The 25,133-nt window shown below is 58.2% G+C and carries 22 protein-coding genes and 1 tRNA gene; 17 read left to right on the top strand and 6 right to left on the bottom strand.

Features of this window, described 5'->3' with window-relative positions; genetic code table 11:
* Positions 1-134 precede the first annotated feature (134 nt).
* The 10 genes from AAF659_RS04725 to AAF659_RS04680 all read left to right on the top strand — a co-directional run bounded on the left by AAF659_RS04725 (position 135) and on the right by AAF659_RS04680 (position 8,539).
* A complete protein-coding gene (locus AAF659_RS04725) occupies positions 135-1,100 on the top strand; it encodes an acyl-CoA desaturase (RefSeq protein WP_349750528.1) in 966 nt (321 codons plus the stop codon).
* Complete coding sequence (locus tag AAF659_RS04720) at positions 1,084-1,515, top strand: nuclear transport factor 2 family protein (RefSeq protein WP_349750527.1); 432 nt, start codon at positions 1,084-1,086, stop codon at positions 1,513-1,515. Before AAF659_RS04725 ends, AAF659_RS04720 begins: the two co-directional genes overlap by 17 nt.
* The gene (locus AAF659_RS04715) at positions 1,491-2,303 is read left to right on the top strand and encodes an SDR family NAD(P)-dependent oxidoreductase (RefSeq protein WP_349750526.1); all 813 of its coding nucleotides are present in this window, start codon (positions 1,491-1,493) and stop codon (positions 2,301-2,303) included. Before AAF659_RS04720 ends, AAF659_RS04715 begins: the two co-directional genes overlap by 25 nt.
* Positions 2,304-2,311: 8 nt before the next feature.
* On the top strand, positions 2,312-3,574 hold the full coding sequence (locus tag AAF659_RS04710; protein WP_349750525.1) for an NAD(P)/FAD-dependent oxidoreductase: 1,263 nt from the start codon (positions 2,312-2,314) through the stop codon (positions 3,572-3,574).
* On the top strand, positions 3,574-4,455 hold the full coding sequence (locus AAF659_RS04705; RefSeq protein WP_349750524.1) for a DUF1365 domain-containing protein: 882 nt from the start codon (positions 3,574-3,576) through the stop codon (positions 4,453-4,455). Before AAF659_RS04710 ends, AAF659_RS04705 begins: the two co-directional genes overlap by 1 nt.
* A complete protein-coding gene (locus AAF659_RS04700; protein ID WP_349750523.1) occupies positions 4,443-5,723 on the top strand; it encodes a class I SAM-dependent methyltransferase in 1,281 nt (426 codons plus the stop codon). The genes AAF659_RS04705 and AAF659_RS04700 overlap by 13 nt, the downstream gene beginning before the upstream one ends.
* 2 nt (positions 5,724-5,725) lie before the next feature.
* Positions 5,726-6,262 carry a DUF2878 domain-containing protein gene (locus AAF659_RS04695; RefSeq protein WP_349750522.1) on the top strand — a complete coding sequence of 179 codons (537 nt, stop codon included), beginning with the start codon at positions 5,726-5,728 and terminating at the stop codon, positions 6,260-6,262.
* Positions 6,246-6,989 (top strand): hypothetical protein, encoded by a 744-nt coding sequence (locus AAF659_RS04690; RefSeq protein WP_349750521.1) that lies wholly within the window; start codon positions 6,246-6,248, stop codon positions 6,987-6,989. The genes AAF659_RS04695 and AAF659_RS04690 overlap by 17 nt, the downstream gene beginning before the upstream one ends.
* A gap of 84 nt (positions 6,990-7,073) precedes the next feature.
* Positions 7,074-7,886 (top strand): exodeoxyribonuclease III, encoded by an 813-nt coding sequence (gene xthA, locus AAF659_RS04685; RefSeq protein ID WP_349750752.1) that lies wholly within the window; start codon positions 7,074-7,076, stop codon positions 7,884-7,886.
* A 26-nt stretch (positions 7,887-7,912) separates the two neighbouring features.
* Positions 7,913-8,539 (top strand): TetR/AcrR family transcriptional regulator, encoded by a 627-nt coding sequence (locus AAF659_RS04680; RefSeq protein WP_349750520.1) that lies wholly within the window; start codon positions 7,913-7,915, stop codon positions 8,537-8,539.
* Positions 8,540-8,545: 6 nt separating this feature from the next.
* On the opposite strand, the gene AAF659_RS04675 is transcribed toward AAF659_RS04680, so the two are convergent.
* Positions 8,546-8,971 (bottom strand): phasin family protein, encoded by a 426-nt coding sequence (locus AAF659_RS04675; RefSeq protein ID WP_349750519.1) that lies wholly within the window; start codon positions 8,969-8,971, stop codon positions 8,546-8,548.
* Positions 8,972-9,034: 63 nt separating this feature from the next.
* Here AAF659_RS04675 and AAF659_RS04670 point away from each other — a divergent pair, with 63 nt between their 5' ends.
* From AAF659_RS04670 to AAF659_RS04650, 5 genes are all read left to right on the top strand, one after another.
* Positions 9,035-9,853: a lysophospholipid acyltransferase family protein gene (locus tag AAF659_RS04670; protein WP_349750518.1), complete on the top strand. Its 819-nt coding sequence runs from the start codon at positions 9,035-9,037 to the stop codon at positions 9,851-9,853.
* Positions 9,850-10,803, top strand: a complete 954-nt coding sequence (locus tag AAF659_RS04665) for an SDR family oxidoreductase (protein WP_349750517.1) — start codon at positions 9,850-9,852, stop codon at positions 10,801-10,803. The genes AAF659_RS04670 and AAF659_RS04665 overlap by 4 nt, the downstream gene beginning before the upstream one ends.
* Positions 10,804-10,839: 36 nt before the next feature.
* The gene (gene prsK / locus AAF659_RS04660; protein ID WP_349750516.1) at positions 10,840-12,933 is read left to right on the top strand and encodes an XrtA/PEP-CTERM system histidine kinase PrsK; all 2,094 of its coding nucleotides are present in this window, start codon (positions 10,840-10,842) and stop codon (positions 12,931-12,933) included.
* Between the two features lie 88 nt (positions 12,934-13,021).
* Positions 13,022-14,413: a PEP-CTERM-box response regulator transcription factor gene (prsR, locus tag AAF659_RS04655; protein ID WP_349750515.1), complete on the top strand. Its 1,392-nt coding sequence runs from the start codon at positions 13,022-13,024 to the stop codon at positions 14,411-14,413.
* Positions 14,410-17,085: a tetratricopeptide repeat protein gene (locus tag AAF659_RS04650; protein WP_349750514.1), complete on the top strand. Its 2,676-nt coding sequence runs from the start codon at positions 14,410-14,412 to the stop codon at positions 17,083-17,085. Before prsR ends, AAF659_RS04650 begins: the two co-directional genes overlap by 4 nt.
* A gap of 24 nt (positions 17,086-17,109) precedes the next feature.
* On the opposite strand, the gene AAF659_RS04645 is transcribed toward AAF659_RS04650, so the two are convergent.
* A tRNA-Leu gene (locus tag AAF659_RS04645) sits at positions 17,110-17,195 on the bottom strand.
* Between the two features lie 111 nt (positions 17,196-17,306).
* Positions 17,307-18,083 (bottom strand): class I SAM-dependent methyltransferase, encoded by a 777-nt coding sequence (locus AAF659_RS04640; RefSeq protein ID WP_349750513.1) that lies wholly within the window; start codon positions 18,081-18,083, stop codon positions 17,307-17,309.
* A gap of 319 nt (positions 18,084-18,402) precedes the next feature.
* Between AAF659_RS04640 and AAF659_RS04635 the strand changes: the two genes are divergently transcribed.
* Positions 18,403-19,821 (top strand): aminotransferase-like domain-containing protein, encoded by a 1,419-nt coding sequence (locus tag AAF659_RS04635; RefSeq protein ID WP_349750512.1) that lies wholly within the window; start codon positions 18,403-18,405, stop codon positions 19,819-19,821.
* An 81-nt stretch (positions 19,822-19,902) separates the two neighbouring features.
* Positions 19,903-20,247: a DUF6482 family protein gene (locus tag AAF659_RS04630; protein WP_349750511.1), complete on the top strand. Its 345-nt coding sequence runs from the start codon at positions 19,903-19,905 to the stop codon at positions 20,245-20,247.
* A gap of 5 nt (positions 20,248-20,252) precedes the next feature.
* On the opposite strand, the gene AAF659_RS04625 is transcribed toward AAF659_RS04630, so the two are convergent.
* The 3 genes from AAF659_RS04625 to AAF659_RS04615 all read right to left on the bottom strand — a co-directional run bounded on the left by AAF659_RS04625 (position 20,253) and on the right by AAF659_RS04615 (position 24,721).
* On the bottom strand, positions 20,253-20,543 hold the full coding sequence (locus AAF659_RS04625) for a cytochrome c oxidase subunit 3 family protein (protein ID WP_349750510.1): 291 nt from the start codon (positions 20,541-20,543) through the stop codon (positions 20,253-20,255).
* A gap of 231 nt (positions 20,544-20,774) precedes the next feature.
* Positions 20,775-23,024 carry an ATP-dependent DNA helicase gene (locus AAF659_RS04620; RefSeq protein WP_349750509.1) on the bottom strand — a complete coding sequence of 750 codons (2,250 nt, stop codon included), beginning with the start codon at positions 23,022-23,024 and terminating at the stop codon, positions 20,775-20,777.
* On the bottom strand, positions 23,024-24,721 hold the full coding sequence (locus AAF659_RS04615) for a VRR-NUC domain-containing protein (protein WP_349750508.1): 1,698 nt from the start codon (positions 24,719-24,721) through the stop codon (positions 23,024-23,026). Before AAF659_RS04615 ends, AAF659_RS04620 begins: the two co-directional genes overlap by 1 nt.
* Positions 24,722-25,133 lie beyond the last annotated feature (412 nt).

Genomic DNA, 25,133 nt, shown 5'->3' with positions numbered 1-25,133 from the left:
CGACAATCACGTCGATCAATGCGCTGACGGCAGAATCCCCTGATCCGGCCACCAGCGTCCGGCGTATAGCCTTTTACTTCGTGATTTAAAGCAACACAATCAGAGTAACCTCCATTTCAGCAGGCAATCGCATCATGGCACAGGCACGCAACCTTTTTTACAGCATCCTGCGTTGGTTCGACTCCGAAGCCGGCGCCGAACATATTGACAGGACCAGTACCCGCCTTAATTGGATCAGGATCATTCCGTTTATTGCATTGCATCTCGGCTGCCTGGGTGTGATCTGGGTAGGGTTCAGCCCCATCGCGCTCTGGTTCGCGATCGGCTTTTTCGTACTACGGATGTTTGCCATAACCGGCTTCTACCACCGGTATTTCGCTCACAAGACATTCAGTACCAACCGCTTCTGGCAGTTCGTGTTTGCCGTGATTGGCTCCAGCGCCGTACAGCGTGGGCCTCTCTGGTGGGCGGCCCATCACCGCCACCATCATCAGCATTCCGACACCGAACAAGACCTTCATTCGCCGGAGCAGCAAGGCTTCTGGTGGTCACATGTGGGGTGGTTTACCTGCGACGCGGCCTTCCTGACCGATTATCGGCGCGTCGGCGACTGGGCGCGCTATCCGGAGCTGAAATTTCTTAACCGTTTCGACGCTATCGTTCCCCTTGCCTGCCTGATCGGCATTTATGCGTTGGGTGAGGCGCTCGCCACCTGGGCTCCATGGCTGGGTACCAGTGGTCCACAGCTGACCGTCTGGGGGTTCTTTATTTCCACGGTTGCGGTCTTCCACGGCACCGTCTCCATCAACTCACTGGCCCACGTCTGGGGGCGCCGCCGTTTCCAAACAGCAGACGACAGCCGGAACAACTTCTTTCTGGCTCTGCTCACCCTGGGCGAAGGCTGGCATAACAATCACCATCGGTGGCCCACTTCCGCACGTCAGGGCTTTCGCTGGTGGGAGATCGATATCACCTTCTACATGCTTTGGTTGCTCGAAAAAGTGGGAATCATCCATAACTTAAAACCGATTCCTAAAGCCGTCTATGAAGAGACACTTGAGAGGGATCGTCAGAGGCATAGCTATGATGCTAAGCAGTAAGCAGGTTAGCCGCTTCCAGACACTGTTTAACGATACGCCACCTGACATCGATAAGTTGATGGACGAGTGTTACCACGATCGGGTTCTGTTTCGGGATCCGCTGACCGAGCGCCGGGGCACAGAGGCACTTGCCAGTTATCTGCGCTCTGCTTACACCAACGTCACTCGGTGTGAGTTCGACTTCGGCGAGTCTGCTAAGAACGCCCACAGTGTTTTGTTGCCATGGAGCATGACGCTTGAGCACCCGAGATTGGCTGGCGGCAAAGCGTTTTTCGTTGAAGGCGTAAGCCTTTTGCAGGGGCAGGACGACTTGATCATTTTTCACCGCGATTACTACGACGCGGGCAAACTTCTCTACGAGAACATTCCATTGATTGGGCGGATCATTCAATGGATCAGGAGCAGAGCAGCATGAGCAATGAGTACGGTATAAACAGCCTCACTGTCTGGCTCACTGGAGCGACTTCCGGCATTGGTCTTGCCGTGCTGGCGGAGCTCGTGAAGCAGGGGCACAGGGTTATTGCCACTGGCCGCAGCCGCCAGAAACTGGATGAGATCGCGGCCGAATATGGCCCCTCAGTCATCCCGTTGCCAGGCGACGTGACCAGCATTGATGATTGTCGATATTTCAGCGAACAGCTGAGTTCCATGGCGCCCATCGACTGGGCAATACTGAATGCGGGCACCTGTGAATACATGGATCTTCCGGATTTTGATGCCGAACTGGTCTCACGGGTGGTTAATACCAACGTCGTGGGAACAGCCCGTGCCATAGGGGCGGTACTGCCTGTTCTGCGAACCAGTCCAAGGCATGAGCGTAAACCATTGCTTGCCGTTGTCGGTTCATCCGCCTGGTGGTTTCCTTTCACTCGCGCAGAAGCCTACGGTGCCTCCAAAGCCGGCCTCGCCTACCTCACTGAATCCCTGCGTGCGGACCTGACGAGTGAAGGGATTGATGTTTCGCTCGTTTCCCCTGGTTTTGTCCGTACTCCGCTTACAGACCAGAACGATTTTTCGATGCCGTTTTTGATGGAAGCGGAGGATGCTGCTCGCATCATGGTGCGCGATCTCACCAGGCACAAACCCGATATCCACTTTCCCAAGCGTTTCACGCTCATGCTGAAACTGATGACCTGCCTGCCGCGATCCATGCGTGACCGTATGGCCGCGAGCATGGCCCGCAACGCCCAGGAGACAAGCTGATCTCCACCATGAGCAACCCACAGCGTATCGCCGTTATTGGCAGTGGCATCTCGGGCCTTGTGTGCAGCTGGCTTTTAAGCCGCAGCCATGAAGTTCACCTTTACGAGGCCAAGCAAGAGCTGGGAGGTCACACCAACACTGAGCACGTGCAAGCCGCGGGCCAATACTGGCCCGTCAACACCGGCTTCATTGTCTACAACGATTGGACCTATCCGGATTTTATGCGGATCATGAACCGCATTGGCGTGGCCTCCGAGCCATCCAGCATGAGCTTCAGCGTGCACGGAGGCGCTACCGGCCTTGAGTACAACGGCACCAGCCTGAACGCTCTCTTTGCCCAGCGCAGCAACCTCATTAACGCTCGCTTTCTGAACATGGTCCGTGAGATTCTGAGGTTCAACCGCCTCACCCGGGATGACCTTGTCGATGACCGGATCAGTGCGGATGAAACACTTGGTCACTACCTGGAACGTCACCGCTTTTCGCAGTATTTCCGCCAGCATTACATCATTCCAATGGGCGCCGCGATCTGGTCAGCCTCAGAGAGCGATATGGATCGGTTCCCATTACGATTTTTCCTGCGTTTTTTCAACAACCACGGCATGCTGTCAGTCGCGGATCGTCCCACCTGGCGGGTCATCCAGGGCGGCTCCGAGGCCTATATTCCCGGGCTGGTCAAGCCGCTGGGTGAGCGCGTGTACACCCAGACGCCGGTCAACGCCATCACACGGGATAACGAAGGCGTCACCCTGACCTCCCGGCGTGGCAATGAGCACTTTGATCAGGTCATCATCGCCACTCACGCGGATCAGGCGCTGGCCATGCTGGCGCGGGCCACGGACGATGAACGCCACATCCTCGGTGCCCTGCCCTATCAGTCAAACGATGTGATTCTGCACACCGACACCGGCGTACTGCCAAACAACCGTCGCGCCTGGGCAGCCTGGAACTATCACCTGCCGGCGTCCCCGGATGAGGCGGTTTCTGTCACCTACAACATGAACATCCTGCAGAATTTCCGCGATGCGCCTGAAACCTTCTGTGTGACACTGAACCGTGCGCACGACATTGATCCTGCGCGCATCATCAAGCGGTTCAGCTACTCACATCCGCGCTTCACACTGGAAGGCGTCGATGCCCAGAACCAGTATGAACGTATCGGAGGCCAGCATCGTACCCATTACTGTGGTGCCTATTGGTTTAACGGCTTCCACGAGGATGGGGTGCAAAGCGCCCTTCGTGTGTGTGAGGCACTGGGAGAAACGCTGTGATGACTGGTGAGGCCCTCAAGAGCCAGTTTCTGGAAGGCAGCATCCGCCACCGACGCATGACGCCAGTGAGGCATGCGTTTGATTACCCGCTCGGGATGTACGCCATCCGGCTGGATGAATGGGATCAGCTCCCCGCCCTGCATTCTGGTATCGCCACCCGCCGACTCAATCGGGTCTGGTTCCGGCGCAGAGACTACTTCCAGCCGGGCAACGGGTCGCTTGAAGGCGCAGTGCGGCGGCATGTGGAAATTGCCACCGGCAAACGGCCCGCCGGGCCTATTGAACTGGTAACCCATCCGCGCTACGGGGGGTGGATCTTCAACCCTGTAAGTTTCTATTTCTGCTACTCCGAATACGCGGACTCACATCCGAATCCGGTTCCTGAAGCGATCCTGGCCCAGATCACCAATACGCCCTGGAAGCAGCGGCACAGCTATGTGCTTACGGGCGGCGCTATTACGGAGACGACCAATGGCTGGCGTTCGCTACGATACCGCTTCGCCAAGCATTTTCATGTGTCCCCCTTCAATCCCATGGAACAGGACTACGACTGGCTATTCGGGTTTCATCCTAACGGTCTGCAAATACACATGAACGTGCGCGGCGGCGAGGGCAAGGTTTTCGACGCCACCCTGGCGGTGAACCGTCAGCAGCTTACCACGCAGGTGGCGCAGCATGCGTTGCGGCGTTTCCCCATGGAAACCATCAAAGCCAGCCTGGGTATCCACCTGAACGCTTTCCGGCTCTGGCGCAAAGGCGCGGTTTTCCACGATCACCCACAGTGGCAAGGAGCATCCGCCAGCAATCTTGAACCTGGGCTGTCAGGCTCGGACAACGCACCATCGAATCAGTTCGGAACGGTTACATCATGGAAAATCTGAAAACCTCAAACATCCGCTCTTCACTCGCCCCCATCGATCACTGGGCGCGCGCAATGGTTGCGACCACACTGCGTAACCTGGGACAGGGTCAGCTGTGCGTAACCGAAGGCGACCGAGAAACCTGGTTCGGACGCGACGACGGCATTCACTATCCGGTGCAGCTGACCGTGCACGACCCCTCTGCCTGGCGCGATATGGTCTCCGGGGGAAGCATCGGTGCCGCCGAGGCTTATGTCGCCGGCGATTGGGATTCGCCTGATCTGGTTGGCCTGCTGCGCCTCTTCGCCCGCAACAATGACCGCATGAACGGCTTCGAGGATAGGGTCTCCTGGGTCGCCCGCCCGGCGCGCCGGTCACTGCACTGGCTCAACCGCAACACACGTACCGGCGCGCGCAAGAACATCGAGGCGCACTACGATCTCGGCAACGATTTGTTTGCGCACTTCCTCGATCCGACGATGATGTATTCGGCCGCCATTTTTCCGTCGCCAGAGAGTACCCTCGAAGAAGCGTCCCGTTACAAGCTGGATCGCATCTGCCAGAAGCTGGCCCTTCACCCTAATGACCAAGTGGTGGAGATCGGCACCGGCTGGGGCGGCTTTGCCCTGCACGCCGCACGCCACTATGGCTGCCACGTCACCACTACGACCATATCCGCTCAGCAACACGAATGGGCCCGCGAACAGATCGCCGCCGAGGGGCTTGAGGATCGTGTCACCCTCCTTTTCGAGGATTACCGCAATCTCGAGGGCACTTACGACAAGCTCGTTTCCATCGAGATGATCGAGGCCGTGGGCCCGCAGTTTCTGGGCGAATACATGGAGCAACTCAGCGCGCTGCTCGAGCCGGATGGTCTCGCTCTGATCCAGGCTATCACGCTCCCGGAGCAGCGCTACGAGCGTGCCCTGAAGAACGTGGATTTCATCCAGCGCTATATATTCCCCGGCAGTTTTATTCCATCACTGGGCGCAATACTCGCTGCGGTCCGCGACCACTCGGATCTGGTTTTCAGTCACGCCGAAGACATTGGCCTGCACTACGCACGCACTCTGGACTGCTGGCGTGAGCGCTTCGAAGCCAACCGGGACGCTATCAGCAGCCTCGGCTATTCAGATGCCTTTCTCCGCCTTTGGCGGTATTACTTCGCCTATTGCCAGGCAGGCTTCAGCGAGCGGCGCATAGGCAACATACAGCTGCTGATGGGCAAGCCCGACAACCGTCGTCCCTGCATTGTTGCCGGTGGCAACCTGACTGATAGGAGCACGTGATAATGCGCAGTCTTGCGAACTTCATCTTGTTCCAGCTCGGGTGGTTCGTAGCCGTGCTCTACCCCAGTCAGCTGGCGGCCCTTGTGGCCGTGGCAATCGTCGCGACGCACCTGATGTTCATCAGCACCTTTGCGCAGCGCGAATTCCGGTTCATTCTTATGGCGACCGTGCTCGGGAGTGTTCTCGATGTAGTCCACCAGAACCTCGGAATCCTCAGATTTCCGGGCTATGAAGGGGCTTTCGACAGCGGCATGATTCCCGTCTGGCTGGTGATGCTCTGGGCGGTATTCGCTACTGCTGTAAACCACTGCTTGTACTGGATGCGCCACTACCGGCTGGTTCTGTTTGGCTTGCCACCTTTCGCCGGCGCACTCGCCTATGGCGCAGCCGAGCGTGTCGGTACCATTGAGATCGGTTACGGCCTCTGGGGAATCGTGGCAATCGGTGTGGGATGGGGGCTGGTCTATCCCGTACTGGTCCGCATCAGTCAGTGGCTGGAATCCATTGAGGAGGCCCCCTTTGTTGAGCAACGCTGGTAACTGCATTGCCATTGGACTGCTTTTAGCAGGCGGTGCAGTGATCGCTTCTGCGGAGCAGACAATTCGATTCGAGGGGACAGCCGAATCACTGGAAACGGGTGCAACGGTCTACACTGAGCACCACGTGCAAACCGGCGAGTGCCGTGACGGATTCTGGGAACCCAGTAATCATGAGGTGACCTACCGCAGCCCCGAGGGGGACATTATTGCGGACAAAACCATCGACTACGGGGATGCCCCTGCACGCCCCAGCTTCACGCTTGAGGACAAGCGCTTCGGGGAGCGGATGCAGGTCAGCAACCCCGAGGATGAGCATGTCCGGATCCAGTACCGCTCAAGCAGCGGGGAGGAGACCAGCTACCGCGTGCAGGCGCCGGATAATGGCGTGATTGACGCTGGATTCGAGGTGATGGTGCGGCAGAACTGGCAAACGCTGGTGGCAGACGGTAAAACAGTGCAGATAGGGTTCCTGGCACCTACGAGAGGCAAATTTTACGCCTTCAAGGCCGAACCCGCTGAAAAAGAGGCGCTTGAAGGCAAGCATGTTTTCCGGATCAGTGTGGCAGGCTGGGTCTCCAGCTGGTTTGTGGACCCTATCCACCTCGCCTTCAATGAACAGCGTCAGCTCACAGATTTTCACGGACTCACCAATATCCTGCGCACTCCTGAGGACAATTTTCGGGCTCACATACACTATGACCATGACAGTGCACCCGGCTGCCACTGAAACCTGCACCTCCTCTCAAGCTGTGGTAGGGTGTTTCGCCGTTACATCCGATGACGACCACACATGCAGAAAGATCCTGAACTTATGCGCTTTGTCACCTTTAATGTTAACGGCATCCGAGCGCGGATGCATCAGCTCGAGCAGCTCGTCAATGATTACCAGCCTGATGTAATCGGGCTTCAGGAAACCAAGGTGGCGGATAACCAGTTTCCCGCGGCAGAGGTGGAAAAGCTGGGCTATTACGTGAACTGGTTCGGCCAGAAGGGCCATTACGGTGTGGCGCTGATGAGCCGGAACGAGCCGGTACGGGTCCAGCGAGGCTACCCCTGGGACGACGATGAGGCGCAGCGGCGGCTGATTACCGCGGATATTCCTGCTGGCGATAAAACAGTGACCGTGATCAACGGCTACTTTCCGCAGGGCGAAAGTCGGGATCATCCCACCAAGTTTCCGGCCAAGGAACGCTTCTATCAGGACCTGCAAAGGCTGCTGCGCGAGCAGTATTCGCCCGAGCATCCCCTGATGGTGATGGGGGATCTCAACATATCCAGCACTGATCTGGATGTGGGTATCGGTGAGGACAACCGCAAACGCTGGCTGCGCGAAGGCAAGTGCTCCTTCCTGCCGGAAGAGCGGGAGTGGCTGCAACAGCTCAAGGGCTGGGGGCTGAATGATGTGTACCGTTGCCTTTACCCTGAGACCACGGATGACTTCAGCTGGTTTGACTACCGCAGCCGCGGTTTCGAGCGTGACCCCAAGCGTGGTCTGCGTATTGACCTGATCCTGGCAACACAGGCTCTCGCTGAGCGCGTGACAGACGGCGGTATTTCCTACAGTATCCGGAGGATGACCAAGCCCTCGGACCACTGTCCGGTATGGGCGGATTTCCGTCGGTAAATCCTGCACTGGGATGGTGCGGCCCCATGAAGCGCAAGACCCGTGACCGGATTCTCGACGCCAGCCTGGAACTGTTCAATGCGGGCGGGGAATCCAACGTAACTACGCTGCAAATCGCGGACGAGATCAATATCAGTCCGGGTAACCTGTATTACCACTTCAAGAGCAAAAGCGACATCGTTACCCAGCTTTACGATCGCTATGAGCATGAAATCCAGGAACTTCTGGCGGTACCCGAGGTGGAGATCTCGGTCGATGACCAATGGCTCTTTCTGCACCTGCTGTTCGAAACCATCGCCCGTTATCGCTTCCTGTACCAGGATCTGGTGAACGTCCTGTCGCGTTACCCTATCCTGCAGCCAAGTTTTCAGCGCATTGTGAAACAGAAGTATCAGGCGAGCCGCCGGATCTGTGCAAGTTTGCGGGAACAGGGCATCCTCCTGGCAAGCGATCAGGAGGTTGAAGCCCTGTGCCACCAGATTGTGTTGACTCTGAATTACTGGCTCAGTTTTGAGATGCTATCCCACTTGAACGAGAAAGATGCCGTAGATCTGGGACGGGGGGTCTATCAGGTCATGGTACTGGTCGCCCCCTACCTGCGCGCTGAGGAGCGCGAGGCACTGGAGGCGATGAGCAAGAATTATCTCTACTAGACGGCGTCAGTCATCGCGTCGCTTCAGCTCTGTCCGCAGTTCATCCACATCCTCCTGAAGTTTCTGAACCTGCTGCTCCAGTTCGCGGACTCGCCCCGGAGTGGGAATGCCCAGTCGGTCCACGGCCCTTGAGACCCTTTGATCGAATACCGACTCAAGCCGACTCCAGGTACCCGAGGCGCGGTCACGCACCTCTCCTACACTGTCCTCAACTGCTTTCACTTGCCGGTTTACGGCGCCCCGAGTACGTTCCTCGATGTCCTCGCCCTCTTTGACCAGTCGCTCAAAGAAACGCTCGGCGTCTTCTTCCGCTTTGGTATAAGCTCCGAGTCCGGCCAGCCAGATCTGGCGCGCTGAATCCTTGATCCGGTCCGCCAGCTGCTGCTCCTGGCTGGTTTCATTATTGGGATTGTCGTCTTGCTCTTCCGCCATGGGCTTGGACTCCGGCGCATGCTTTCTGTAAAAATCCTATTATACCTGAACCCGGGGCCTGGCATGAAACTGAGACAATACCTGAAGAAGCAGATTGTGCCTGAAGCGATTGAGCACCAAGTGGATCGCCTACGCAAGACCACGGGCAGTCTGGGGCATGATCCTTGGGGGTTTCAGGAGGATGCAGCAAAAATCGGCATGACACTGGTACGGCCGGTGCATGACCGCTGGTTCCGTGTTGACAGTCGTGGCGAGGACAACGTACCACCCGAGGGACCAGTGTTGCTTGTGGCCAATCATAGCGGTCAGCTGCCTCTGGACGGGCTCATGATCGGCTATACCATCGCCAATAGAGGCCGCAACCCTCGTCTTCCACGCGCCATGATCGAGCGCTTTTTCCCGACAGTGCCCTGGCTGGGCAATCTGCTGAACCAGGTAGGTGCGGTTCTGGGAGATCCGGCGAACTGTGCGCGCATGCTGGAAAACGGTGAGGCAATCATCGTTTTCCCGGAAGGCATCCGTGGCTCCGGCAAGCCCTATCGCGAACGTTATCAGCTTAAGCGTTTCGGCAGTGGCTTCATGCGCCTGGCCATGGAACACAACGCAACCGTGGTTCCAGTCGGGGTGGTCGGATGTGAGGAGACGATGCCGGCCTTCGGCAATATCCGCCCGCTGGCCCGCTGGCTTGGCGTACCCTATGTACCAGTGGCCGCTCCGGTAGTTCTTCCGAGCCGGGTACTGCTGCGTTTCGGGGAGCCCATGCGCTTTGAGCCGGCCACCGAAATGACCGAGGAGGCCCTGGCGCGGCATGTGGATCAGGTCCGTAATGCCATCAGTAATCTGATTGATCAGGGTCTGAGTGAACGGGAGCGGGTGTTTTGAGCGACTCGACGGACAGCCGACCTACCTTGCTGGTTACGGGCGCTGGCGGCGCTCTCGCCCAGCAGGTGATCCAGCGCCTGCGCAACGATTACCAAATCGTAGCGGTGGATTTTCGCCAGGAGGTCTGGCTCGGACCGGATGTTCCAAGTTACCGAGTTGATTTCCAGAAGCGCGGTTTCGAGGATCTGTTCCGGCGCTATCGTTTTGACGGTGTCATTCATCTCGGACGCATCATGTCCAGCCAAGGAACCCGGCTGAGCCGTTACAATGCCAATGTCCTTGGTACGGATCGCTTGCTCTCTCTGAGCAATCGCTACGGAGTCAGGCGAGTCATTGTTCTTTCCACCTATCATGTCTACGGTGCGAACGCGTTTAATCCAGCATTGATCGATGAATCCTATCCACTGAAAAGTGCCGGGTTGAGCATGGATCTGGTGGACTCTGTAGAGCTGGAGAACCTCGCGACCATCTACCTGTGGCGCAACCCTGAGCTCAACATCACCATCCTGCGACCGTGCAATATCGTCGGTCCTGGTGTGCGCAACACCATGAGCCGGCTGCTGGCCTCTCGCAATGCGCCTGTTATGGCAGGTTTCTCGCCCATGATGCAATTCATTCACAGCGAGGATATGGCCCGGGCCATCGAGACCGCCTACCGCCAACCCCATACTGGCATTTTCAACGTGGCACCCGAAGACTGGGTGGACTATCGTGATGCGCTCGAGGCCTGTGGCTGCCGCCCGATTCCTGTTCCCTCGATCCCGCCGGTCCTCCCCAAGACGATGCTGCGGACGCTCAATATGCGACGCTTCCCCTCGTATCTGATGGATTTTTTCAAGTATCCTGTCATTATTGACGGGCGTCAGTTCGCCCATCGTTTCCAGTTCGAACCAGGACGCCAGCTGGAAACAATCTTCCGTTACTATCGCGAGCTTCGGTACCAATCCTGAACGCACGCGACTCCGAATGAGCAAAGGGAGTAACAGTTGCTGGAATTCGGTGTTGTCAGCCATCTTGCAGCCGCTCTGGTCTACGGAGTGCTGGCAGCATTCACCGCTTACCGTTACCTGCGGCGCAGAACGGATCAGGTCCTTTTTCTTGCGACCACTTTAACCGCGATCTGGGCTGTCGCCATAGCGGCCCAGTCACTCTGGGGGTGGCCGGACTTCGTCCTGCGCTATCTCGCCGAACTGGCCCGCAATACGGCCTGGATACTGGTTCTGTTCGCTCTGGTACGCGACGCACGGGATAACAGCCGCGTTTCACGCCGTATGCTGGTATTCGCCAGCGGCGCCCTTCTGGCAATTCTCGTTCTACTGACGCTCTCCGTATTGCTCGGATGGGTTCTGAGTGGGGCTATTCTCTCAGCTCGTGCCATGCTGTTCGCCCAGCTCGCCATTTCACTGCTGGGGATCTCTGTGCTGGAACAGATCTGGCGGAATGCTTCGGCCTACGGGCGCTCCAGCATCCGCTATATCTGCTTTGGCATTGCGGGTATCTTCGTCTTTGAATTCCTGCTCTACGCTGATGCGCTGCTTTTCAATCGCATCTCCAATGGCTTGTGGGACGCCCGCGGTGCGGTCAATGCACTGGTCGCACCCCTGTTCGCGGTCAACCTAATCAACGCCCGCCGTCAGCCGGTCCAGCTGCAGCTGTCACGTACCTTCGTTTACCACGCAGGCACTCTGGTATTCGGCGGCATCTACCTCCTGATTGTCGCCGTCGGAGGTTACTACGTCCGGCTGGCAGGTGGTGAATGGGGAGAGGGGCTGCAGATCGTGTTTGTCGCGGGATTTGCCCTGATGTTTGTCCTATTGATGAGCTCCCACTGGTTCCGAGCCCGGGTCATGATGTTCATCAGCCAGAACTTTTTTGACTATAAATACGATTACCGCGACGAATGGCTGAAGATGACGGAAACCTTCAGCAATCTTAACGAAGACCCTCCCCTGCCCGAGCGGGCCATACGCACACTGGCAGGGCTGGTCGAGAGCCGGACCGGGGCTCTCTGGTTGCGCGGTGACCAGGGCTATTTTGCCCTGCAGGCTTGTGTCGGCCTGATGGCTCCCAAACATACCCAGATCGACGACGACGCTGAGCTCGTGCGATTCTTCCGGGAACGCGAATGGATCCTCGACATGGATGAGTACACAGTGGATCCTGTGCGCTACAACCTTCTGGAAATCCCGGACGCTATTCTCGAATTCAGTGACCAGTGGCTGATCATTCCTCTCTATCTTGGACGTGAACTCTACGGCATTGCACTGGTTGGATCCCCCTTCACCCGTGTCGATCTCAACTGGGAGAATTTTGACCTGATCCGTGTTGTTGGGCGCCAGCTCAGCAACTTCCTTGCCCAGGCTGATGCCCAGAGCCGGCTATCCCGGGCCATGCAGTTTGAGGCGGTCAATAAGGCTTCCGCATTCATGGTTCACGACCTCAAGACACTGATCGCGCAACTATCCCTGCTGGTCAGCAATGCCCCGAAACACCGGCACAATCCACAGTTCATCGATGACATGATCGCCACCACGGATCATGCGGTAAACAAAATGTCCCGTCTCGTGGAGCACATCCGGCAACCGGAGACCGAAGAGCGGGAGATCGAACTGGACGTGGCTGAACTCGCGCAGCAGGTGACCCGCCAGCGCAACGCCCAGGAGCCAGCACCGGTCTATGAGGGCCCCGAGACCAGCGTCATTGTGCGTGCCGATCCGCAGCAGCTACAGAACGTACTCGCCCACCTGGTCCAGAATGCCCAGGACGCTACGGCTCGTGACGGTGATGTCAGCCTTACCCTCAAGACGAGCCGCGACGCCGCTGTCCTGTTCATTCAGGATACCGGCTATGGCATGAGCGAGAGCTTCATTAGGGACTCACTATTCCGCCCTTTTCAGAGCACCAAAGGGCTGACGGGTATGGGCATCGGCGCGTACCAGGCACAGGAATACGTCAGGCAGATCGGAGGTGCCATGGATGTGACCAGTGAACCAGGGCTGGGTTCGTGCTTCACCATCCAGCTGCCATTATCCGCATCCGAGACCTCTGCGGAGGTTGAAATGCCGCAGGAGTCACGTTAACTATCATCCACTATTGGAATCGGGCCGTAAGAGGCATACGCTCAATCTAAGGACGCGTTGACTGCGCTGGCCGCAGTAAGGAAAAACCATGCAGGGAAATGCCGTATCCCGTAGTCTGCTCATCGTCGAAGATGACCCTGGCCTTCAGAGCCAGATGCGCTGGTGTTTTGATGAGTACACCACAGTGACCGTCGCTGAAGACCGTGAGGAGGCGATGGCCGCTTTGCGACGTTCTGAACCCCAGGTCGTGACACTGGATCTGGGGCTTCCCCCGGAGCCTGGCGGCGCCAGCGAAGGGTTCCGTCTGTTGCAGGACATGCTTACCCTGGCTCCGGCCATCAAGGTCATCGTTGTTACTGGCCGCGAAGACCGGGAGAACGCGGTGAGAGCCGTAGGCATGGGCGCCGCTGACTTTTACCAGAAGCCTCTTGACAGTGACATTCTCAACTTCGTTGTCAACCGCGCTTTCCGCCTCTACGAACTCGAGCGCGAGAACGAACGCCTTGCCGTCGGCGATAACGGTGTCCGCCTTAAGGGCATTATCGCCTCGAGCCCGCAGATGATGGCGACCTGCCGGACTATCGAGAAGATTGCGCCCGCGGACGTAACCACCCTGATTACTGGTGAGACAGGTACCGGCAAAGAGGTTCTGGCGCGGGCTTTGCATGATCTGAGCCCCAGACGGAACAAGCCTTTCGCAGCCATCAACTGCGCCGCGATCCCCGAAAACCTCCTTGAGAGCGAACTCTTCGGATATGAGAAAGGGGCCTTCACCGGCGCCAGTCAGAGCAAACAGGGCAAGGTGGAAGCCGCTCACGGCGGCACCCTTTTCCTCGATGAGATCGGTGACATGCCGCCAGCCCTGCAGGTGAAAATGCTGCGGTTTCTACAGGAACGCGTCATTGAGCGGGTCGGCGGCGTGCGCCCGATACCGGTGGATGTGCGTGTGGTAGCCGCCACCCACCAGGATCTTGAAACCCTGATCAGCAACCAACATTTCAGGGAGGACCTGTATTACCGGTTGAGCGAAATCACCGTCCCAGTCCCCGCTCTGAGGGAACGTGAAGGCGATGCCGTTCTGATCGCCCAATCCCTTCTGAGGGAGTTCTCCAGTCAGATGCAACGCACCGGCCTCACCTTCTCGGAGGATGCCCTACATTCAGTACGCGCCTACCACTGGCCAGGCAACGTCAGAGAGATGATCAACAAGGTCAAGCGCGCCACCATCATGGCCGAAGGCAAACGCATCACCGCCCCAGACCTGGAATTGGATCCCGCGGAAAACGACGCAGCGTCAGCGCTTAACCTGCGTCAGGTGCGCGAGGATGCAGAGAGACGTGCCATCACCCAAGCCCTCCAGTGTGCCGATTACAACATGGCCCAGGCAGCACGGCTTCTGGGTGTGACCCGACCCACGCTCTATAACCTCACCGACAAGCACAGTATTGCGACCTCGGTCGCTCAGGGGGTTCACCAATGAAACATCGCCAATCCTGGCCGGTGCTATTACTGCTGCTCGCGGCTCTGGCTGGTTGCAGCAATGATGACCAGATGAGCCAGGCGGAAGTCGAATACCTGAGCCACATGGATCAGGCACGCTTCTTTCAGGATCAGGGCGAGCTCAAGGCAAGCACCCAGGAAGCCCGCAATGCCATGGATCTGCAACCGGAGCAGTTTGAGCCCTACTTTCTCGTAATCAATAACCTGATCACTGCCGGTGATGGTGGAACCGCGGAGCGCCGGCTTGATGAACTGGCCAAACGTATTGACCGTGACAACCCTGAGCACCGTGGCAACCTCAACCGCATGGCGCTGGCACGTGCTCGCGCAAGGCTGATCCAGGAGAACTGGCAGGGTGCCATTGAGGCCCTCAGCGCACTTCGTGACCCGGAGCAGAGCCAGAAACTGAAGGCGCAGCGTCTCACCGGGGATGCCCATCGCCAAGCAGGCAATACCACCGCTGCCAGAGATGCCTACGAACAGGTCCTGAACGCCGACTCGGGCGCGGTCATGGCTCATCTGGGTCTGTCACGGCTTGCCTGGCAGCAGGGTAACACCGCAAAGGCTCGTGACCACCTGAAAGCGGCAAAGCAGCAGAACGCGAAGGATGCGGAAGTCTGGCTCTGGCGGGGGCAGGTCGCCCATCAGGAAGGCCGAAATGAGGCGGCCGCTGAAGCCTACACTAAGGCTCTTGAGGACATTGGGCGCTATGATGTGATGACGCGCCGTAAGTACGAAACCATCACCGCCCTGATCGAAGTGCTGCGCGAGAATGGCAATGCCTCCCAGGCTTTCGTGTACGAAGAGATGCTGGCTAACTCGGCACCCGGGACGTTGCGCTCTGGCATGGACGCTGCTCGTGAGGCCTATAGCGAAGGCAATTTTGAAACAGCCGCCGGTCATCTTGAAGAGGTTCTTGCCCAGGCTCCCGGTCATGACCAGGCCGGTATCCTCTTAGGGGTCATCCGCTTTCAGCAGGGGCGCATGGACGATGCCGAGCCACTGCTGGCTGAATACTCTGACAAGGCAGAGTCCGGTGAATTGACCAAGATGCTGGCAGCCGCCCGGATACAGCTGCAACGTCCGGAACAAGCCCGAAAGATGCTGGAGAACCTCGATCCTGAGGGCAATGACCCTGGCGTGGTGGCACTGATTGGTATCGCGGCACTGAGCAGTGGAGAAAGTCAGCTGGGGCGGGACCTGATTGAACAGTCTCTGACGATGGCTCCGGACAACACGGATCTTCGGGTTCGATTTGCCCGGTATCTGGCGGCGCAGGGCGAGCATGGAGAGGCCCGTGAACAGCTTGAGACCGCCATTGAAAAGACACCTGCGGCTCAGCAGCCGCGCGCGTTACTCGCCCGTCTCTTCGCGGAAAACGGCGATCACGAAACAGCCAGCGAGGTTGTGAATCAATGGCTTGAGGACCAGCCCGACAGCGTGTTCGCCCGCAACCTCGCAGGCGACCTTGCTCAGCTCCGCGGGGAGTCCGCAACCGCTCGCGAACGTTACCGGCAAGCCATCAAGATGGATGATTCACCGGCTAGTCACCATGCCCTGGGCGCTCTGGAGGCCAGGGCCGGCAACGCGGATCCTGCCCTTGAGCACTTGCGCCGTGCCATTGAGCTTGCGCCGGATAACTCCGCCTATATTCAGGATTTTGTCTCCATTGCCGCGAACCACGATGCAGAAGATACGGCCCGCGCATTCCTGGCGCGCATCGCGGACCAAAGCGAATCAGCGACCGCACCGCTTCGCTATCTGCTTGAGGCGGCCCTGAACCGTGGCAATGATGAACGGGCTTCCGAGCTGGTTACCGCGATCGAAGACCGCCTTAATGACAGCAGGCAGCAAGCCTCGATGATTGCCGGTGCTTATTTGACCGCTGCCCGTACTGCCGAGCGCCAAGGCAAAAACGACCGCACCAGGGCCCTGGTGCGCCAGGGCCGGCAACACTATGGCAAACATGAAAGCCTCGCCCTGTTTGAGGCCCGCCTCCAGTTTGAAGCGGACCGAGCCTCAGATGCCCGTGATATCCTGCGCACGACTAAGACCCAGCACCCGGACTCTGCCCGGCCCTTCCTGCTGGAGGCTGAATACATGGCGGATCAGGGTCGTTACGACCAGGCTGTTGACCTGTACCAGCTTGCAAGGGATAAGGCCGATTCCCCACAGACTGTTGTGCATCAGGTCCGCGCGCTGCGCCAAGCAGACCGCGAACGGCGCGCGATTGATGTGCTTGAGGGAGCGATCAAGCGCTTCCCGAAGACCTCCCGCCTTCATCTTGACCTGGCCATGCTTGAGCAGAGCGCGGACAACCTGAAAGCTGCCCGCCAGGCCTACAAACGCACGCTTGAGCTGTCACCAGAGAATGCGGTTGCACTGAACAACCTCGCCTGGCTGATTCATGAAGACGATCCGGAACGGGCACTGGAACTGGCGCAAAAAGCGTACAACAACAATCCGGAAGCTGCTTCCATTGTGGACACCTACGGATGGATACTTTTCCGCAATGGCAATGTCGGCAAAAGCATCGAGGTGCTTGAATCGGCCCACGAGTTGGCGCCGGATGCCATTGAAATCAGGGAGCATCTCGCCGAAGCCCACCGGGAAGCAGGCAATGAGGCCCGGGCTAACGAACTCGTACGCTGAGACAGCATTCAACAAAAAAAAGGATGGTGCGGCTGGCCGGACTTGAACCGGCACGCCATAAAGGCAAGCGATTTTAAGTCGCTAGTGTCTACCCATTCCACCACAGCCGCATAAGCAGACGAATTGTATAAACCCCTGCCAGCAAACGCAATCGATACCCCTTAAGTAGAAAACCCCACGGCCGGAGCCGTGGGGTTTTCTACTTAGTCATTCAGCAGATTTCAGGCTTCCGGCGGACGGAAGGCAACCTGCTGGATGAAGTCCACCTGGTTCAGGATGAACGGACGCTGCATATCGCCATAGCGCTCAACGTTGACGAAGCCTGCGTCTTCAAGAAGGTGTGTCACGTAGTTCTGACGCAGCGGATACATATTGAGCTGGAAAGTGCGGCCGTCCTTGAAGGTGTAATGGAACTGGGCCAGGCGACGATGCAGCTGGGCCGGGCCTACATCCACACCGTCACCGCAATAGTTGTATGTATGCTTGGAGCTGTAGCCCTCGTCCAGCATGGTGTCGTAGTTACGGTGATCGATGATCAGCATGCCGCCCGGGCGCAGTGTCCGGAACATGGCGTGCAGGGCATCGCGGCGTTGCTCGTGGTCAAACAGGTGGGTAAAGGAGTTACCGAGGCATACGATGGCATCGTATTTTTCCTTGCCCAGAGTATCGTCCAGAGTCAGCCAGTCAGCAACGCGGGAATCAGCGAAAGTCGCGCCACGCGCCTTGGCGTTCTCCCGGGCCTTTTCCAGCATGTTATCTGAACCGTCAGTGGCGGTGACGTTGAAGCCCGCCAACGCGAGGGCCACCCCATTGACGCCGGTGCCAGTGGCAACGTCGGCGACATCTTTTGCACCGTGGGCCCTAAGCAGCCGTTCGTAGAATGGTCCATCGCGCTCCAGGCGATCATCCCAGCCGACCAGATCATCCCAGTATTCCGCAAAACTGGGCGTATACTGCTCGTACTGCTCGCCGGCATTCGCATTTTCTACAGCTGTCATGATTCATTTCTCCTTGAAAATTGGTCCGCAGGAGCATCCGCTTGAATCTTTTAGGGAGTCCTGCCGTGGTTACCGTATGCAGGTGTTGCATACCGCTTCCCCATCGGTAGGTGGTTGGCACCACCGCCTGAAGGACCAGGCTGGCCAGCGATGGGAACGGGAACGCCGGGCGGGTTTGATGCCGGCGTCCGACCACGACCAAGACGAACTCTACGCGGATCCTGTTTGACGGTACAGATGCAGAAACGTAAAAAAGAAACCATAACAGTTTTCGGTTTCCCCTTATGGAAGCGACCCAATCACCTATCTGGACGTACTAATGACTAAATGGCTCTATGAAGATGTGGCCGGACAGATTGCCCAGCAAATTGAGGACAATGTCTACAGCCCCGGCGACCGACTACCTGGTGTCAGGAAGCTTTCCCAGCAATTCGGTGTGAGTCTGGCTACGGCGGTTGAAGCCTGCCAACTGCTTGAGGACCGCGGTATTATCCGTGCCCGCCCCCGTTCGGGGTTTTTCGTCCAGGAACCTGATGCGGCGCCAGCTGAATGGCGCAAACCGGAAAGCACCGAAGATGGCCCAACACTGGTTACTGGTCAGGCACGCGTTCTGGAGCTGATCCGGCATCACGGCACCCCAGGAATCCTGCCGCTCGGAACAGCCGTGCCCGATCCCCAACTGCTACCGCTGACCGCTCTGGACCGCTGCATCGGCCATGCGCGTCGGGTTCACCGCAACCGTGTCGCAGTTTACGATTTTCCACCCGGTGATGAGTCTTTGCGTGTTCAGGTCGCACGACGCATGGCGGCTGCGGGGTCCCATATCAGCCCGGATGACGTAGTCATCACCAATGGCTGCCAGGAAGCAATTTCGTTGAGTCTGAGAGCCGTAGCCAGCCCGGGTGATATAATCGCCATCGAGTCCCCTACCTATTATGGAATTCTTCAGGCTATTGAATCTCAGGGCATGCGGGCACTGGAACTGCCCACCGATCCCGGAGGCGGCATCCACCCAGAAACCCTGGAAAGCGCCATCCAGCGTTGGCCCATACAGGCCTGCGTGGCGATGCCCAACTACGGCAACCCATTGGGCCACCTCGCCTCAAATGCCCGTAAGGAATCCACGGTCAAGCTGCTGGCGGATCATGCTATTCCGCTTATTGAGGATGACATCTATGGCGAGCTGGGATTCAGTGGTGAGCGCCCCTGGGCGGCTAAGGCCTGGGACTCAGACGGTGGTGTTCTGTACTGCAGCTCCTTCTCCAAGACGCTTGGTTCCGGTATGCGTATTGGTTGGGCGGTTCCCGGGCGCTACCGGGAACAGCTCACCTATCTCAAGTATGCGACCAACCAGGCTGCCCCAACACTGCAGACGCTTGCGTTAGCGCGTTTTCTGGATCAGGGCGGTTACGATCGTTACCTGCGGCGAATCCGGCGGATCTATCAGCGCCAGGTCAACCGGGTTGCCCGGGGCATCCAGGAGCACTTTCCGCGGGGGAGCCGCGTCAGCCGGCCACGGGGGGGGTTTGTTCTCTGGGTGGAGCTTCCGGACCCTGCGAACACACTCAATCTACAGCAGCAGGCGCTCAACGAAGGGATCAGCATAGCGCCCGGCCCCCTGTTTTCCCCAACAGATCGGTTCCAGCGGTATCTCAGGGTGAACTGCGGGGTCGCGGATGCGGACCGTGTCGACGCAGCCATCGCAAGGCTGGGACGCCTCACCCGAAAACGGCTCTGAGTAAAGGGCAGTTCAGGAATTGCTTTCAGAACCGTGCAAGTTTTAATCTACAACGAACCATCAGATTAGAGAGGCGGCATCATGGCTATCGAAGCCTACCAGCTTGGCAACCACGTAACCCTGAAACAGCTGTCCAATGCCATTTCCCAGGGTCTATCGCCCTTGGTCGAGGTGCAATCCATGGATGGCATTTACACAGTGCGCATCCACGATGGCGACAGCAACACCCAGCTGTGTGACGATCAGGGTCGCACGCTCACTTTTCACGGAACCGGCAAGATCCGGGATCTACTTGGCAGTATTGGCCTGACTCATGGTGTTCTCACCTGGAGTGATCAGTGTGGTGATGAAATGATCGGCGTCTCGGGTCATGCCCCGAATCAGGACGAGATGCTGGCTCATGGCACCCGCATCGCCTTCACTTGAGCCTTTCAGGTGCCGCTGTGGTTTAACCTATAATACCTGGTTGGCTCAGCGTGTAGCCTGCAAATACGACCAGAGTCGTTAAAGTGGAAGCCCGTCAGCATGTAGTAATAAGTGAAGAAGGTATTAGTGGCAGGCGTCAGCCCCTGATCCATCTTGAATCCGTACTCCACGACCTTGACGACACAGAAAAGGCTTTCCAGAGCCAGACCGGCGATCAGCCAGCGTCTGCACGCAGTGACCCTGTTATCCGCCAATGCGCCGAGAATCAGCACCCACATCAGCGGATTGCCGGGCAACGACGCCAGGGCCCCCAGTCACTGTTTTCGGTTTCTGGATCCTCCATCAGAAAAGCCCGAGTTTCGGCACATCCACGTAAAGAAAGGTCTCCTGTTTCGCGAGTATATCAGCCAGATCGTCCCGCGTTGCGTCGACGACATCCGCATCGATGCTCATCCGATAGCCCTGCTAACATACATATTTTTTGAATATTAATGACGCATGAGTAACGCTGCAACTGGTGTTCAGAGTCACTCAGTAGGAACACCAAACCACCACCCCGGCAGCATCTGTCGGACTCGCGGCAAGGCAAATCGATCATCAATAAGCCAGATGAGGCCCTCGTCCCTGTCGGTTCGGATGACCCGCCCCGCTGCCTGGGCAACCTTCTGCAGCCCCGGATAGAGGTAAGTGTACTCATAGCCTGCAGAGAAACGCCGCTGGAGCCGTTCTTTCAGGACCTCATGCCAGGGATCAAAAGGCGGTAGACCGAGCGTGACAATAAATGCGCCAATGAGACGCTCACCGGGTAGATCAATGCCTTCACCGAATATGCCGCCCAGCACACCGAAGCCCACCTTTTGGCTGTCCGTGGTAAACGAATCTAGGAATTGGTGTCGCTGGTCAACGGACATGCCAGGCCTCTGGCAGACCCTGGGAATCTCCGAATCCTGCGCCTCCAACGCGCTTTCGACGGCCTCCATGTAGGCGAAGCTGCTGAAAAAGGCCAGGTAGTTGCCCGGTTTCTCGCGGAACTGGTCAGCAATGATCCGGGCTATGGGCTTGAGGGAAGCGTCCCGATCCGCTTTTCGAGTGCTGATATGGGGCGCCATCCGAACCCGCAATTGCTCGGCGCTGAAAGGGCTGGGTAGCGACTGCCAATGGGTTGCCTCCGGCAGGCCAAGCAGGTCCCGGTGATAGACGCCCGGCGACAGGGTGGCGGAGAAAAGCGTGAGGCTGTCCGCCGACGCAAAGCGTGGTGCCAGGAAATCCGCCGGGATCAGGTTCTGGATGCGCAGCACTCCTTTGCCCCGCCCCTGCTTCTCCCACTGGCACAGCGAGTGATCACCGAAGGATTCCGCCAACCGGGTGAAGGCGAGGCTTTCGAACAGCAGTTCCTGCAACTCGGTATCCGGTGGATGCTCGGTGAGGTAATCGGTGATGGCCGAGATCAGCCCGAGCAGTGCGCCCACAAGCGCCTGCGGGATGGCATCGAGAAAAACCGGCGTGTCGTCCGACTGCTCTCTGGCGAGCGATTGCCATGCCCGGGCCACCCGGTCCATGGGAGACTTCAGACCGGTCGGCGGCTGACGGCGTGCCCGAAGCAGGCGCGCCTGACTGAGTTCCACGGAGTACATGCCCCGGGCCCGATCAATCAGGTTCTGGGCCTCGTCGATCAGCACACTGGCTTTCCAGTCATTCTGGCGAACAAGTCCGTGCAGCAGAGCGCTTTGATCGAAAAATCGATTGACGTCCGCCACGGTCACATCACTCCAGCGCGCCATCTCATGACCCAGAAAGTAAGGGCAGATGTTGTGAGCAGCGGCGATATCCGCCAAAACGTCCTGGGTGAGCAATCCTCGGTGATTAGCAGCCGCTTCGCGGGCCAGAGGCAGTCGGTCGAAAAATCCCGACGCCAGGGGGCAGGATTCACCATGGCAGGCCTTGTCCGGATGTTCGCAGGCATGCTCCTTGGCCACCAGCTCCAGTACTCGCAGGGGCAGCGGGTCCTGCTGGTATTCATACAATGCCTGGATGCTCTCGAGCGCCATTCGACGGGTGGTGTTACGCGCCGTAAGGTAAAAGAGCCGGTCCTGGTTGGCCCGAGGCATCGCCATCAGGGCGGGATAGAGAGTGCCCAGCGTTTTGCCGAGACCCGTGGGGGCTTCAAGCATCAGAGTGTGGTGCCTGACGCCGTTTCGATACACAGCTTCAGCCAGCCCCCGCTGACCACTGCGGAAGCGTTTGTGCGGAAAGCCCAGGCTACCCAGGGCCTTATCGCGCGCTTGCCGGTGTCTTTCCTCATTGCGCCACCAGGTAAGGAAACGCTCACTTAACGCGCGCAGCTCCCCCTGGAGCTCAGCGCGTGTGGCACGCTCCACAAGCGGTGTTTCCCGGTCACGAGCGGTGTCGTAGTAGATCAGGGCCAGTTCTAGCTCATCCCGGCCTTCCTGGTCGCACAGCAGGGCGCCATAGGCGCGGAGCTGCGCACGATGAAGGGTCTTCTGGGCCCCGGAGAGCCGGTCCAGGTCACCGCGATGGGTTTTGATCTCCTCGATGCGGCCAACGACCGGGTCATAACCATCAATGCGGCCTGTCAGCGCCACCCCCTCGCAGCTGCCACTGACTTGGTATTCGCTGTGATAATCCGTTCCCCGGCGGGCCTGGACCCGGGCATGGCCGGCAATGCCTTCCTCCGATGTGGGTGAGGGGGTGTAGCGGTAATCCAGATCGCCGGTCCTTGCGGCGAATTCGCACAGGGTTCGAACTGCGACTCGCATTAATCAGTATCGCTCCATCGAACGTGACAGACCGACGCAGGGATGTCGTGGGCGCTGAAGAATTCGAGCCAGCGGCGCTGGTGATCCTGAAGGCGATCGCCCGGCCCTTTCACTTCGATCATTTCATACCCCGGGGTCTCGTCATGAAAACGGATAAGATCCGGCAAGCCGCTGCGATGGTTGCGAAGATCCCCCAGAAAGCGACGGAACACCAACTCCAGATGCTTGGCGGGCAATCTCGCCAGTGCTTCATCGAGCAGCGATTCGTTCAGCGCGGGCCAGAATACAAAGGGGCAGTTGATGCCCTGTTTGTCCCGCCAGGCCTGACGGATCCGAGTCCCATAATGACCGTCTCGCAGCGACCCCAGGCAATCCTCAAACAGATTACGGCGGCGTTCGACAAAGTCCTCTCGATAGAGATCCGCCGGACCGTTATGGAACGGATGAAAAAACGCCCCCGGCAGGGGTGCGTAGAGGGCCGGCCAGCAAAGCAGGCCAAAGAGCCCGCTCAGCAGTGTATTTTCAACGTAGTAAACGGGCGCCGGCTCCGAGCTCAGATACTGCATTACCGCCACTTCCACCGGGGCTGAATCCACAAACGGCAACACGAGTTGCCATTCCCGGATGGAGGCCGGCGCCACCGACGACAGCAGGACCGGTCGATCCAGCCGCTTGCTCAGGCGCTTGAGCAGCCGCTCCAGCCCACGTTCTTCCGCCTCGTCACGCGGGGACTGCCAAGCATCACTGGCCCGTGTCCAGGCTCTGTCAAAATCCTTCATTCGTTCCAGCAGCCGGATGGCCTTGAGCCGCGCTTCCCTATGTCGGCTGGCGGTGAAGGCATTCAGGGCCAGGTCGCGATTTCCCTCACGTTCGGCAAGACGGCCCAATTCGAACAGCAACCGGCCACGGCGGTTTTCCAGCCAGGCATTGTCGTCCCGGGGGCAGGGAAGATCGCACCAGACGCTTGCCGGCGTTTCACCGGCATCCAGGCGTTCCCGGCATTGTTCCATCAGCAGGTAGCAGTCCACGTCTCGGCGTTGATCAAAGGCCCGCGAATCAGCGGTGACAGGGACCTGCTCATAACTGTGATAACCGAGCTCCACCAGCACAAAATCCTGCCAGCCCTGACGCAGGTTGCCGAAGAACATCAGTCGCACCCGCTCAAACAGCGCCATGTCCCGGAGCCTGACCACCTTGGCCGGCAGGCCCCAGGTTGCACTCGGCTGCGCCTCGGGGAACCGCTGTTTCAGCGCCGCCAGCAAACGGGTTTTAGGGAGACTTCGCGAAACACCCGCCTGGTGCAGAGAATCCGCCATAAACAAGCGCAGTTCATGCAGAGTGAAGAGATGGAAGAGCTGCTCCAGCGTCAGCTGCGGGTCCTGGTCAACCCAGCCGGCAGCAACCAGCTCCTCGATGACTTTTGTTTCAGGGACTCCCAACTCGCAATAGTCCAGTCGATCCCCCCGGAAACATTCCCCCCGACGCATCACCATACGAACCAGAAGGCCCTGGGCAGCGCGACTTAGACAGTGGAAATCATCCAATCGGGTCTGCTCGTCATCCAGCAGCAGATCGCCGTAGTGACCCGCGACCCAGTTCACCACCGTCTCGAAGTTTTTCAGGTAATAAAGCGGGTCATCCAGATCGGCCGTGGACACCGCAGACTGGGGCGTTCGCCTGTCAGGGAATGTTGTCATAACGCTTGCCAAAGTGATGGTTCTGTGGAACCTTACACATACTCTGAAAGAGTCGACAGCTCTACGACAATAGCAACAGAGTCACTCACCGGGAAAGTCGCCACCTGAGGCCCTTCTATGGTTATCCTGAGCTTCCTCGCTCTTGCCATTTTAAGCCTGTTTCTGGTTTCTATGGTCGGAAATCGATTCATTCTCTGATCTGCGGTAGAAAAACCGAGTCGTCCTGATCCTGGCACCCAGTAATATCCTGGCACCCAGTAATCCGACTCAGACCGTTGGAAGCTGCGTCAGGCCCGGGATGGAATCTTGGAACGGGATATCCTCCGGTTCATTGTCATCCACGAGGCGATTGAATCAAATCTGCCGGCAATGACCGCGAGTATCGCTTAGAGCTTGTGGGGCAGGCTTGACG

This window comes from Salicola sp. Rm-C-2C1-2 (assembly GCF_040196175.1).
Taxonomy (GTDB): Bacteria; Pseudomonadota; Gammaproteobacteria; order Pseudomonadales; family Oleiphilaceae; genus Halospina.
The sequence above is the reverse complement of the archived record's forward strand: the minus strand, read 5'-3'. Positions and strand labels throughout refer to the sequence as shown.

What these genes read in the sequence shown, in the direction of transcription:
- AAF659_RS04725 (WP_349750528.1), top strand. Translation starts at nt 135, where the DNA reads ATGGCACAGGCACGCAACCTTTTTTACAGCATCCTGCGTTGGTTCGAC.
- AAF659_RS04720 (WP_349750527.1), top strand. Translation starts at nt 1,084, where the DNA reads ATGATGCTAAGCAGTAAGCAGGTTAGCCGCTTCCAGACACTGTTTAAC.
- AAF659_RS04715 (WP_349750526.1), top strand. Translation starts at nt 1,491, where the DNA reads ATGGATCAGGAGCAGAGCAGCATGAGCAATGAGTACGGTATAAACAGC.
- AAF659_RS04710 (WP_349750525.1), top strand. Translation starts at nt 2,312, where the DNA reads ATGAGCAACCCACAGCGTATCGCCGTTATTGGCAGTGGCATCTCGGGC.
- AAF659_RS04705 (WP_349750524.1), top strand. Translation starts at nt 3,574, where the DNA reads ATGACTGGTGAGGCCCTCAAGAGCCAGTTTCTGGAAGGCAGCATCCGC.
- AAF659_RS04700 (WP_349750523.1), top strand. Translation starts at nt 4,443, where the DNA reads ATGGAAAATCTGAAAACCTCAAACATCCGCTCTTCACTCGCCCCCATC.
- AAF659_RS04695 (WP_349750522.1), top strand. Translation starts at nt 5,726, where the DNA reads ATGCGCAGTCTTGCGAACTTCATCTTGTTCCAGCTCGGGTGGTTCGTA.
- xthA (WP_349750752.1), top strand. Translation starts at nt 7,074, where the DNA reads ATGCGCTTTGTCACCTTTAATGTTAACGGCATCCGAGCGCGGATGCAT.
- AAF659_RS04680 (WP_349750520.1), top strand. Translation starts at nt 7,913, where the DNA reads ATGAAGCGCAAGACCCGTGACCGGATTCTCGACGCCAGCCTGGAACTG.
- AAF659_RS04675 (WP_349750519.1), bottom strand. Translation starts at nt 8,971, where the DNA reads ATGGCGGAAGAGCAAGACGACAATCCCAATAATGAAACCAGCCAGGAG.
- AAF659_RS04670 (WP_349750518.1), top strand. Translation starts at nt 9,035, where the DNA reads ATGAAACTGAGACAATACCTGAAGAAGCAGATTGTGCCTGAAGCGATT.
- prsR (WP_349750515.1), top strand. Translation starts at nt 13,022, where the DNA reads ATGCAGGGAAATGCCGTATCCCGTAGTCTGCTCATCGTCGAAGATGAC.
- AAF659_RS04650 (WP_349750514.1), top strand. Translation starts at nt 14,410, where the DNA reads ATGAAACATCGCCAATCCTGGCCGGTGCTATTACTGCTGCTCGCGGCT.
- AAF659_RS04640 (WP_349750513.1), bottom strand. Translation starts at nt 18,083, where the DNA reads ATGACAGCTGTAGAAAATGCGAATGCCGGCGAGCAGTACGAGCAGTAT.
- AAF659_RS04635 (WP_349750512.1), top strand. Translation starts at nt 18,403, where the DNA reads ATGACTAAATGGCTCTATGAAGATGTGGCCGGACAGATTGCCCAGCAA.
- AAF659_RS04630 (WP_349750511.1), top strand. Translation starts at nt 19,903, where the DNA reads ATGGCTATCGAAGCCTACCAGCTTGGCAACCACGTAACCCTGAAACAG.
- AAF659_RS04620 (WP_349750509.1), bottom strand. Translation starts at nt 23,024, where the DNA reads ATGCGAGTCGCAGTTCGAACCCTGTGCGAATTCGCCGCAAGGACCGGC.
- AAF659_RS04615 (WP_349750508.1), bottom strand. Translation starts at nt 24,721, where the DNA reads ATGACAACATTCCCTGACAGGCGAACGCCCCAGTCTGCGGTGTCCACG.